Here is a 10,981-nt window from a genome sequence, read left to right on the forward strand (position 1 = left end):
GAGATGTAGCAGCCGCCCAAGTAGTCTGTATTCGTGGACTTGCAGCCGTGGGACACACGGTCAAGATGCTTTCTGAGGGTAAATTCATTGGAATCCCTATGACGGAAGAATCACCCGCGCTTTAAGCCGGGTGAGTGTCAAATACAGATCCTGCTTAGGGTTAGTAGCACGCTCGATAAGCATTTGGGCAGTGCCAAAACCCTTGATATACTGTAGGGTGGGCATTGCCCACCAGCCTTAAATCAGTACCATTCTACTTTGGGTTTGGGTAAATCGGGTGTCGGGTGTAGTTTGTACTTATTTGACTGAGCCTAAATCAGAGCAAACAGGAGTCGGTTTTGGATCAGAAGTAGCAACTTTTTTTATTCATTTCCTTTAAAAAAAAAGGCTGAGCCAATTATCTATCTTGAAGTTATCTGCTATCCTGCAAAACCTTGTTTAACTGAATACCCAAAGGTCTTTTATCTAAACCAACTCCTAAATTCATCGGTGTGAAGCACCTTGAAGTTTTAATTTGTAGTGAAATGTTAGAACCTGTTTTTAATTGAGAGATATCTAAACTTTCCTGATACTCACCTGGAGAATTAATCAAGCGTTGGTAGTAAGCAATCGTTTGTCCTTGTTGTTCTAAGTTGAAGTCAATCGTCAGAGGACGCCTTTGAGCATCGGCATGATGGACAATATAATTGAGCATGAGATATTTTCCAGTGACTGTATAGGTTTCTTTAAACAGACCGCTCGTCTGGCGATCGCTGTATTCAGCAGGTTTATAACAGAAAAACTGTGATTGGAAAGGAAGTTTACCATAGCTAGTTTTTACTTCATAAATTGCTCCGACGATTAGGGTTGTTGTCATTGCTATAAGGAAATAACGCCAAGTCTTAGGTAACTGTATTAGCCGGATTGTCGGGGAAATTGATTTTTCTGGTTCTTTATCTATATTGGATGCTCCTAGTAAGATAAACAGTAGGAAAAGCAGGTTAGGGAGCAAAAGGGAATGACCATAGAGATTTCCCGAAAATAGTCCCAATATCAGTAGGGTTATGATTCCTGTGTGTTTATTCCTCAGGTACAGACCTTGGTAAAGAAAGAGGGTACAAAAAATAACCAACCCGATCAAACCCATTTCAACCAGAATTTGTAAAAAGTAGTTATGGGCATTTTCTCCATTATATTGGGCAAAGAAATGAGATTGGCTAAACTCAGCGATTGAACTTTGACGATAAAAAATGCCTTTGCCTAAACCCAGAATAGGATAGTGGCTATACATTAATAGATTGGAACGAAATATGTCAGGGCGCTGACTTAGAGCAGTGTTAAAGTCTTCAAACGATTGAGAGTGGAACACTGAATAAAGTCGGCTGAATAAGCCTCTGTTATCCCAGTGAACACTTAAATAAGCTGTTCCTAAAACTAGAATAATACTAAGGATAACTGTTGTTATCTTACCTCGGTTTTTAGTCCGGAAAACAAAAAATAAATAACTAATAACGACAATACCTAACATGACGATCGCAAAGCGAGAAGCACTAACAACGACTCCAGCAACCGCCAGTAATGAAAAAGCCCCGGCTATCCATTTAATCAAGACATTAGTGCTGCTTAAATAATAGAGTCCCCCCATAACAGCGGCTAGAGCATATCCTCCATAAGCGTGAATATCGGGGAGAAAACTGTTGACACCAGTAGCGACGCCATCTCGATTGTAGCCAAGTCCCGTTAACTTTGACCACAGTGCATAACCTAAAATGATAGTTGTCGCGATAGCCAGAGGTATTAATAGGCTTTGTTTTAACTGTGACGGGGTGCGGATTAGGTTGAGTAACCTGATGCTGAGTGTAATCGCAGCGGTAAAAATAACCAGATCTCTGAGCGGAAAATAGTCATCATGAAAGCTGAGATAACGGATATTAGCAAGATTGTAGAAAAATCCTTTAACAGAGTAGGGAGATACCGACTGGTAAAGATTGCGAGATATAGCAATAGCGATAGTTATAATAATGATAAGATGAAAAGCAATTAGTATGGATTCAAGGAGACTAGCTTTATCCCAGCTTTTATTCCTATCAAGTTTCAATCTATTGGTGAAAGTATATAGGAGTAATACCCCGAATAAAACCCCAATCACACCATCAAGGCTCAAACTATCTACCATGGGAATGGCGATATTAAATAGGGCTTGAGTTTGATGGAAAAACCCTGCTGTGAAGGGAAGTAAAAATACTAAAATGCATATACCATAAATAGGATTAATTATCGTTGAGATCAGCAATCCTAAAAATAGAACTATATTAACCCAAGGCAAGGTATTATAAGCGTTGAAAAAGATTTGGAGAATGAAGCAAATACTTAGAAAGATTGTTGAAGCGAAAAAGTGAAATTTTATTACCTTAGTCATCAGCGAATATACATTGAAGTGAAGTATTATCTGTTGCCCATTCCCTGTTCCATAGCTAGCTGTTTACATACTGGATAATCTGCCAGAACAGTAATACAATGTTGAGCGGTTTTCCAGAGACAATCAGGAGGTAAGCTAGCCTTAGTCGCGTCTAAGAGCGTCGCGATCGCCTTTTCCCGAGATAAGGGTGATGGCGGTTGACTGGAAACCGCTAGGATTTTGGGGTGAGCAGTGGGTATGACTTGTTCTGTTGCACAGACTAACGATTCATGCAGTTTCTCACCGGGACGCAATCCGGTAATCTTAATTGGGATATCTAGTTCTGGCATGAAACCCGTAAGGTGGATCATTTGTTCTGCCAAGTCTAAGATTTTTACAGGTTGACCCATATCCAAAATTAGGGTTTGACCGGATTGTCCCACAGCAAGGCTTTGAATGACAAGCTGAGAGGCTTCAGGAGTGGTCATGAAATAACGGGTCATGCTGGGATCAGTCACGGTGACAGGACCGCCTCGGGCAATTTGTGCCTGGAAAATCGGGATCACACTACCGCGACTCCCTAAAACGTTGCCAAAGCGTACCACAAGAAAGCGGGTTTGGCTTTTGGCGGCGCACGCTTTAACCAGGAGTTCGGCTAAACGCTTACTTAAGCCCATAAAGTTACAGGGATCAACGGCTTTATCAGTAGAAATGAGGACAAAGGTATCTACACCCTGTTGTTCCGCCAGTTGTGCCAGATGAGCCGACGCCAAAGCATTGTTCTCTAGGGCTTCAGTGGGGTTATGCTGCATTAAGGGGACATGTTTGTGAGCTGCTGCATGGAAGACAAGTTCCGGTTGCCAGGTTTGGAAGATTGTCTGGATACGACGCTGATGGCGGATATCGGCAATAATTGGTGTCGCCTTCAGGTTGGGGAAGTCGTGGCGCAGTTCTTGCTCAATGTTGAAAATACTATTTTCCCCGCGTCCCAGTAATAGGAGGTGTTGGGGTTCGAGACGGGCAAGCTGGCGACAGATTTCTGAGCCAATCGTACCCCCTGCACCCGTAACTAGAACCGTGCGCTGATAGACTTGCGATCGCGCGGAGGGGAATTGCTGATTAAATTCATCGGCAAAGTCGAGTTTAATCTCCGGGCGTCCCAGGATATCCTGGATTTGGATGGGTCTAGCTTGGGGAGTCAGGGAGCGATCGCACAACAGTTCGGCTTGTCCCGGTAGCACTTTCAGTTTCAGGGCGCTACCCTGGGCAAAATCCACTAATTTACGGATTTGGGATGCCTTAGCTGAGGGCATAGAAATTAGCACTTCATCGGCGTTGAGGCGTTGGGCGATGGGTACAAGTTGAGATGTTGTACCCAGAACCGGAATACCCTCCACCTTACGTCCTATCTTCGTTGGATCATCATCCAGAAAACCGAGAATTTCTAAGTTAAGCTGGCGATTTTGGTTGACTTCCTGGACAATTTGTGATCCAGCCCGCCCCGCGCCCACTAATAGTACCCGCTGGGAATCTCTGGGTGAAGCTGTGCGATCGCGTGGATGATACCGAACTAACCGACGACGGCTGTAGCGCAAGGCAATCATCCCCATTACACAAAAACTCCAGTCAATCACCGCCACACCCAAAGGAATTCCCGAAAAGGACGTAAAACGGGGAATCACTAAACGAGTGATAACCAGAACTACTAAGGAATAAAGGGTAATGGACTGGCATAGGGTAGTAGCATCTTTCAGCCCAAACAGACGCCAGACTTGCCTGTACAAACCAAAGGTAGCGTGGAACAGTAAACGCCCTGGAATCGCCAATAGGGGCAGCATCCAAGCCAGGGTTTGGTGAGAAGCAGGAATATGACCATCAAAGCGGAACCAAAAAGCAAGGCTGCAAGCTGACCAAGCTACAAATCCATCAAGTCCGAGTTGTCCCAATCGATATACGGACGGAAAGAGCCTTTTTTGGGGCATGAACGGCACCTCTAAGGCGATACTGGCTGCAACAAGGTATGATACATTGGCTTTAACGTCCTGGCTAGGATCAATTTTGTTCCCCACAGATAAGCATATCAGTTGCCCAAAAGGTTTTCGGTGGCGATCGCTCCGGGAATTGAACCCCTATCGGTAGAAAACAGATTCATTGGTCTCAATTTCAGTTCAAACAGTTGTAATACCTTGATCTGACCCCTCCCTAACCCCACGATTCTAAGGCAAAAGGTTCTACCTGTTGAAGGCGTTGGAAATCGTTGTCGATAGAAACATCATGTCTAGAAACGCTCTAACTTGCTGGAGGTTAGCTGTTGTTCGCTCAGATTTAGCTGCCATGTAGAAGAGTTCTCCACAGACGATGACACTGGTGGCAACACCTGCATCACTGTGAACTTGTAGCTGTTGAATGAGAGTCGGTTCGCCGAAGATGATGCGGCTACAGTGGTTGGTAAGCTGTAATGCATTTAAATTGGGTATTAGTAGCGAGCAAGATGCAAAGCCTGCGGCATGGCTTCGCTAAAGCCTGCGGCATGGCTTCGCTAAACGCACTACAAGGATCTCGCAATTCTTGACATTATGGTTTAAATGCCGAACAGCTTATCGAGCAAATACATCAGAATTCGGATGGGGAACGAGTCTCGTAAACACGTTGAAGGCATTCCTCGAAGTCTTCGCCCTGCCAAGTTCCAGCGAATCTTAGCAAATCTTTGGCTTTGGAGCCACGCAAAATGGGTTCCCCATCCGGAATCGGAACGGTTCTAGCTCGAGTAGCAGGGCGGGTGGATCGGGTTTTGAGGTATTCGAGATAGTCAAGAATTTGCTCCAGAATGGGTTCTGGGGTGGATTCGATCGCAATCAGCAATTGTTCTTTAGTGGTGGTCATAGATTAGTGGCATAGACAATACAGCTATTTTAATTTTGCCTTAAGGTCATTAAAGAAAACAGCAGGTTCGTAGTGGGAACTTTAGTTCCCTAAGCGTAGCTACTTTTTCTGGGATAACTCATCCTTGAGGCGTCTGGCTTGATCGCGGATAATCGCAGCGAGGATGGCAACCATGAAACTGGCGATCGCAGCTAGTACGGCGATTTGTACTATAGAGCGCGTTGGTTCAACTTTGGATTCGCTTAAGAGTTGGATGGAGATGATTTGAGAGGTAAACTCCGCTAGATCTTCCTGGGCGGGTTCGAGATACTGTTTGTCAAATTCTAGGCTGGCAATGCGAGCCAAGACTTCTGCTCGCTGTGTCTCAAGTGCCTCAAGCCTGACAGCCGTTCTAATCCGTTGGGGATCGATGCCATTGGGATCACGAACTTGAGCAATTTGTTGGTTGAGTTGTTCGAGAACTTGTTGCTGTTTCTGGATTTCTAGCTCGGTGCTGAAGAGACTATTGGCGATCGCTTGACCAAATATGCCTTTAAACTCCTGCTGGAGCAGGGTAGAGACTTGAGAACCCACTTCAGCTAAGAAACCAGTATCGGGCGATCGCACGGTGATGTCGATCTGCTGGGTTTCCGTGTTATAGGTGGGTTTGACCTCAGTTTCATCGATTTTGTCGTAGTGATTCTCCAACAGTTTCACCGTTTTATTGCTGGCTTGCTGGATATCAACGCCAGGGATACCAGAGACAGAGATAGGAACCGGGGTGACTGAGAGGGTGAGCTGTTTCTGGTATTGTTTGGGCATCAGCAGGGATAGCGCGATCGCGACGGCTGAGAGTCCCAGTGTTCCCCATGCCATAAACGTCCAGTTGCGGCGGAAAAACTGAATAATATCGAGCAAGGAAATTTCATCTTCATCCTCAATCGTTCTCAGTTCTGTGTTTTGCATCAATTCCGTTTTCCTCCTACACCGATGCTCATGATTAAAACTAGCATACAGCGCCTTGGCTGTAGCACCATGAGATTTAATAAGTGACTGATGTCAATTAAACTTTCTAGATCTGCAAGGGACAATCAGAAACTCTAGTGCTAACTTTGGGATATACTACTCTTTCAAATGGGGTAGCAACAACCCAGCTAGATCATGAAAGCTAGGCGCCCGATTCAATGGTCAAATCTATTCCACAATTTTAGCTGTGCCACGCCAGTAGGGTGGGTTAGGCGGTATTAAATTTAGGAAATGAACCATTCAATAATAAATCCGCCGTAACCCACTAAGTTATCATTGATTCCAGATAAAAATGTAGTTGGGTCAGATGCGTTGCTGCACTTAGATGAGACTTGTGGGGGCGATCGCGAATTAGTGAAGATATAGCGGTACTAAGACAGGTTAGGACATTCTTTACTGTTCGTTGAAGGAGTGCCATCCGATTGGGTAGTGAAGGATGATATAAATGGAAATTAGAACAGAGCGTGTAAATGGAAATTCCGATTGGCTACTTAAAATACCTAAGTTGAGGTAATTCAGATGCCTTCTCCCTTTCCGGGTATAGACCCTTATTTAGAACATTCCGAATTATGGGCGGAGGTTCATAGTCGGTTAATCGTGAACCTAGCCGATTTTTTGGGTCCGCAACTGCGCCCTAAATACCGAGTCGCTGTTGAAAAACGAACCTACACTGATCTGTCAGACGCCGCGTTAGTCGGGCTTCCCGATGTGGCTGTTGTGTCTAGAGGTTCAACCCCAAATCAGAACTCATCAACAACTTCATCAACGGCGACCGTATTAACTCAAAATGAACCTGTAACGGTTAGAATACCGATGCCGGAAGAAGTCAGGGAGAGTTATTTAGAAATTCGAGAAATTGGAACGGGGGCGGTGGTGACAGCTATAGAAATCCTGTCCCCGAAAAATAAGCGTGCGGGTGTGGGGCGTCAAGCTTATTCTCGCAAGCGCCTGGAGGTTTTAGGCAGTTTTACTCATTTAGTCGAAATTGATTTGCTTAGGGGGGGAAAGCCGATGCTGATTTTGGGAGAAAGACCGCCTAGTGATTATAATATCCTAATCAGTCGTAGCGACCAACGACCCCTAGCTCAGTTGTATAGGTTTGGGGTTCGTGATAAAGTTCCGGTTTTTCCGCTGCCCTTAAAGTCAACCGATGTGGAACCTATCGTGGATTTACAGGAGTTATTCACCCAAGTCTATGACAGAGCCAGCTTTGACTTAGCCGTGGATTATGGAAGTGAACCCGTACCCCCTCTCAAAGCAGATGATGCAGCTTGGGCGGCTACCCTGTTGGAAGAGAGTGGATGGCGATAATTGTTAAGAAGAGTGTAAGCTGTCACGCATTTAAATTGGGAATGGGTAGCGAGCAAGATGCCCTGTAGCGAGCAAGATGCCCTGTAGCGAGCAAGATGCCCTGTAGCGAGCAAGATGCTCGCACTACAAGGCTGAGAGCCATTATTCTATCTATATCATGGGAAAATGTACCGTCCTATAGACCCCAATCAACCGTGACCCGTAGGGTGGGTTAGGCGGTATTAAATTTAGGAAATGAACCGTTCAATAATAAATCCGCCGTAACCCACCAAGTTATCATTGATTCCAGAGGGAAATCAAATACCCAGCCGGATTTATACCAGCTAAAATAGTATTTTATACAGCCTGATCAATAATTTGAATTGTGCCGATTAGACGACGGCTAGAAAATAGATTTATATTGATTGGAGCATGAGAACGATGAATCTAGAGGCTGAATACGATCTGGACTTCTATGCTTGGATTCGTAAAAATGTAGAATTACTGCGGCGAGGCTGTTTGTCCGAAATTGATGTGGAGCATATTGCTGAAGAGTTAGAAAGTATGGGCAAGTGTGACCTCCGTCAACTTCGCAGCCGCTTACAGGTTTTAGTCATGCACCTGCTCAAGTGGCAATATCAACCCGACAAACAAAGCAAAACTTGGCTAGTGACGATTGATCATCAGCGTGATGAAATTGAAACCCTATTGCTAGATAGTCCGAGTTTAAGAGGCGAGTTGGAGCAGGGATTGGCAAGGGTGTATCCGAAAGCTGTGCGAGATGCCTGTAGAGAAACGGGTCTTCCTGAGACGACATTTCCCTTATCCTGTCCTTTTGAGATAGAAGAGATTTTGGCTCAAGAGTTTCTGCCGGATTGTCATTAGTTTTCGTAACTACTGTGATAATGGGGAGGAGAAATAGGAGTCTCCCCCGAACGCGATCGCACCCGTTAGGGATGAGCCAAAACACCTGGGGTCAGGTAGGGGCGACCCGCTTGCACCAATGAACAACTCTAGAAACAGGGCGGGTTTACATAAGTTACTAGTTTTGAAGAGAATGTTATAGGTAAAACCCGCCCCTACAGACGGTCGGGTCGCCCGCTGATTGTGGAAATCCAAATAGATAGTCGAGGAAAGAGGGGAACGAACACGAAAATGGAAGAGCTAAAAATCAAATACCCAGCCGGATTTGAAAATGCTGTGCAGGGGAATATGTCCAGCCCCACTCTCTTGATGTTAATCGCAGCGTTCCAATCTCTGTCTAGAATTAATCCGCATAGACACTCGTGTATTCGGACTGACAAATCTTTTTTAACTAGACGATTACAACAAGAGCATACCTGGCTTGTATTATAGGGTTTAACTTTCACCACCGTCTTACCAGCTTTTGCGGCTTTGTAAGCGAGAATTGACAAGAATTGACCCCAACCAGCATCATTGATTGATTTGTTTAAACCTGACTTGGCACTCTGCCCATTTGGTAAATATTTTCCATCTTCATCCTGCTTGGGTTTATTTTGCTGTGATAAGTTAGCGGACTTGATATCCTCAACAAAGAACACTTGTTCGTCCCGGCTCACCAGCCGCGTTGCTGATTCATAATGGAACTGCTTACGCTTCCGTTGTAACTTCTGATGGTGTTTAGCTATTTTCTTAGCTAGTTTCCGTCGCGATGCCGACTTGTGAGGCTTCTTGTCTTTGCGGTTTTGAAGCTTGGCTAATTTGTCTTCGGACTTGCGATAGTGCTGTTGAATAGCTTCTACGGTTCCATCAGATGCCGTCCAAAACTTCTCTAGACCTACATCAATTCCAATAGAATTATCCTCAGTCGCCTCTATCTCTGGCGACGTTAAACTTGGAACAGACTTATCTTCAAGTGTTAGCGCTATGTACCAACCATCTGCTTTCCGAGAAATCAGCGCTGCTTTAATGGTGAACCCTTCCGGGATTGGGCGGTGATAAATGACCTTAACCTGACCAATCTTAGGTAGATTGATTTGTGCAATGTTCCGTCTGGCTTCCCCGTTCTTGCGCTTATGAGGATTGGTAATAACTGTAAGGCAATCCGCCTTAAGCTGAGGGAAAGAGATTGTTCTGTATCGCTTAACAGACTTGAATCTAGGTTTACCACTCCGTCGCCGTTTGAAATCACCTTTTAGGAAACGATTGAACGTATCCTCTACTCTCTTGATTGCCTCCTGAATAACTTGAGAGTGAACGCCATCATATAGGCGATGATGAGACTCTCTTGACCAATGAGCAGCCCGTTTTTGGCTATAGTATGATGGCTGCTCTTTTAGCTCTGGCAGATGGGTGACAAGGATTGAGCAAGCATTGACAGGGGAACGATTACAGTCCCATCAGTTAAACCGTTCTTCTAGCATCAAATTGTGTATTCGGCATAATTTATACAGCCATTCATTTAATTGAACTGACTGTTGCTTGTTAGGAACAATTCGATACTGATAATTTAGCTTAAATGTGTCTTTGCTTCGCTTCAAAATTATCACCTCCCTACACTATAATAGCATGGTTGAATTGTTGATTGAGGGGGATAAATCCCCCCCACTGGCAATTCATCTCAACGCCAAATCGAAGATTATGGCGTGAGGCTTCTTGCCGAGTCAGCTAAACGACTGGCTGGAGAAGAGGATTGATTGGTGCGACCAAGATATCCTGAAGGTGTGACGCTTACGGGAGGGAAAATGAATCCGGCTAGTCTTGACCAACAATTAATTCCTACTTTAGAGAATGGCGATCGCTTGAGTCGTGCTGAATTTGAGCGACGCTATAATCTGATGCCTGATCTGAAAAAAGCGGAATTAATCGAAGGAGTCGTTTACGTGCCATCACCTCTACGCTACAACCGACATGGCAAACCCCATGGCAAAATTATTGCTTGGCTGGAAGTTTATGCGGCTTCGACTCCAGGGGTTGAGGTAGCTGATAATGCGACGGTACGCCTGGATTTAGATAATGAACCGCAGCCGGATGCGTTGCTGCGGCTAGATGAACAGAGTGGGGGGCGATCGCGAATTAGTGAGGATGACTATGTTGAAGGAGCGCCAGAGCTAATTGGGGAAATTGCCGCCAGTAGTGCGTCTTACGATCTTCATGATAAGTTACGGGCTTATCGGCGCAATGGGGTACGGGAGTATCTGGTGTGGTTGGTGCAGGATAGAGTGTTTCGCTGGTATATTCTGGAGCAGGGGGAGTATCGACAGCAGCAAGCGGATTCCTTGGGAATGTTGAGTAGTCTCTTTTTTCCAGGGTTACGGTTGGATATGCAGGCGCTGTTGCGGGGAGAGATGTCGCGAGTTCTAAGTGTGCTACAGGAGGGACTTGGTTCGCCAGAGCATCAGGATATGTGGAGGAATTATCGAGAGCGTCGCTCCAGTAACCGTTAAACTGAAGTTCCCCCAGCCA

General features: G+C 45.2%; 9 protein-coding genes and 1 pseudogene. 4 read left to right on the plus strand and 6 right to left on the minus strand.

All coding sequences use genetic code 11. The annotated features are described in order from the left end of the window. A pseudogene (locus tag RID53_RS05745) lies at window positions 1–125 on the plus strand (RNA-guided endonuclease InsQ/TnpB family protein); the annotation flags it as partial. Window positions 126–412: 287 nt separating this feature from the next. Here the strand turns inward: RID53_RS05745 and RID53_RS05750 are convergent. From RID53_RS05750 to RID53_RS05765, 4 genes are all read right to left on the minus strand, one after another. Then, window positions 413–2,398 carry an O-antigen ligase family protein gene (locus RID53_RS05750; RefSeq protein ID WP_446387207.1) on the minus strand — a complete coding sequence of 662 codons (1,986 nt, stop codon included), beginning with the start codon at window positions 2,396–2,398 and terminating at the stop codon, window positions 413–415. Window positions 2,399–2,424: 26 nt separating this feature from the next. Then, window positions 2,425–4,359, minus strand: coding sequence for a polysaccharide biosynthesis protein (locus tag RID53_RS05755; protein ID WP_446387208.1), 1,935 nt, complete (start codon window positions 4,357–4,359; stop codon window positions 2,425–2,427). Window positions 4,360–4,990: 631 nt separating this feature from the next. Continuing rightward, window positions 4,991–5,260 carry a hypothetical protein gene (locus RID53_RS05760; protein ID WP_446381703.1) on the minus strand — a complete coding sequence of 90 codons (270 nt, stop codon included), beginning with the start codon at window positions 5,258–5,260 and terminating at the stop codon, window positions 4,991–4,993. Between the two features lie 99 nt (window positions 5,261–5,359). Next, complete coding sequence (locus tag RID53_RS05765) at window positions 5,360–6,205, minus strand: hypothetical protein (RefSeq protein WP_446387209.1); 846 nt, start codon at window positions 6,203–6,205, stop codon at window positions 5,360–5,362. Window positions 6,206–6,784: 579 nt separating this feature from the next. Between RID53_RS05765 and RID53_RS05770 the strand changes: the two genes are divergently transcribed. Both RID53_RS05770 and RID53_RS05775 read left to right on the plus strand, forming a co-directional pair. Further along, the gene (locus RID53_RS05770) at window positions 6,785–7,576 is read left to right on the plus strand and encodes a DUF4058 family protein (protein ID WP_446387210.1); all 792 of its coding nucleotides are present in this window, start codon (window positions 6,785–6,787) and stop codon (window positions 7,574–7,576) included. A 420-nt stretch (window positions 7,577–7,996) separates the two neighbouring features. Continuing rightward, complete coding sequence (locus tag RID53_RS05775) at window positions 7,997–8,440, plus strand: DUF29 domain-containing protein (RefSeq protein WP_446387211.1); 444 nt, start codon at window positions 7,997–7,999, stop codon at window positions 8,438–8,440. Window positions 8,441–8,634: 194 nt separating this feature from the next. Here the strand turns inward: RID53_RS05775 and RID53_RS05780 are convergent, their stop codons facing one another. Both RID53_RS05780 and RID53_RS05785 read right to left on the minus strand, forming a co-directional pair. Further along, a complete protein-coding gene (locus tag RID53_RS05780) occupies window positions 8,635–9,879 on the minus strand; it encodes an RNA-guided endonuclease InsQ/TnpB family protein (RefSeq protein WP_446387213.1) in 1,245 nt (414 codons plus the stop codon). A 36-nt stretch (window positions 9,880–9,915) separates the two neighbouring features. After that, the gene (locus tag RID53_RS05785) at window positions 9,916–10,056 is read right to left on the minus strand and encodes a helix-turn-helix domain-containing protein (protein WP_446387212.1); all 141 of its coding nucleotides are present in this window, start codon (window positions 10,054–10,056) and stop codon (window positions 9,916–9,918) included. A 204-nt stretch (window positions 10,057–10,260) separates the two neighbouring features. Between RID53_RS05785 and RID53_RS05790 the strand changes: the two genes are divergently transcribed. Continuing rightward, a complete protein-coding gene (locus tag RID53_RS05790; RefSeq protein WP_446387214.1) occupies window positions 10,261–10,962 on the plus strand; it encodes a Uma2 family endonuclease in 702 nt (233 codons plus the stop codon). Window positions 10,963–10,981: the final 19 nt, after the last annotated feature.

The organism is Coleofasciculus sp. B1-GNL1-01 (genome assembly GCF_040220235.1).
Taxonomy (GTDB): domain Bacteria; phylum Cyanobacteriota; class Cyanobacteriia; order Cyanobacteriales; family Coleofasciculaceae; genus Coleofasciculus.

Coding starts and splice junctions, on each gene's coding strand:
- RID53_RS05750 (WP_446387207.1), bottom strand. CDS start 2,398: ATGACTAAGGTAATAAAATTTCACTTTTTCGCTTCAACAATCTTTCTA.
- RID53_RS05755 (WP_446387208.1), bottom strand. CDS start 4,359: ATGCCCCAAAAAAGGCTCTTTCCGTCCGTATATCGATTGGGACAACTC.
- RID53_RS05760 (WP_446381703.1), bottom strand. CDS start 5,260: ATGACCACCACTAAAGAACAATTGCTGATTGCGATCGAATCCACCCCA.
- RID53_RS05765 (WP_446387209.1), bottom strand. CDS start 6,205: ATGCAAAACACAGAACTGAGAACGATTGAGGATGAAGATGAAATTTCC.
- RID53_RS05770 (WP_446387210.1), top strand. CDS start 6,785: ATGCCTTCTCCCTTTCCGGGTATAGACCCTTATTTAGAACATTCCGAA.
- RID53_RS05775 (WP_446387211.1), top strand. CDS start 7,997: ATGAATCTAGAGGCTGAATACGATCTGGACTTCTATGCTTGGATTCGT.
- RID53_RS05790 (WP_446387214.1), top strand. CDS start 10,261: ATGAATCCGGCTAGTCTTGACCAACAATTAATTCCTACTTTAGAGAAT.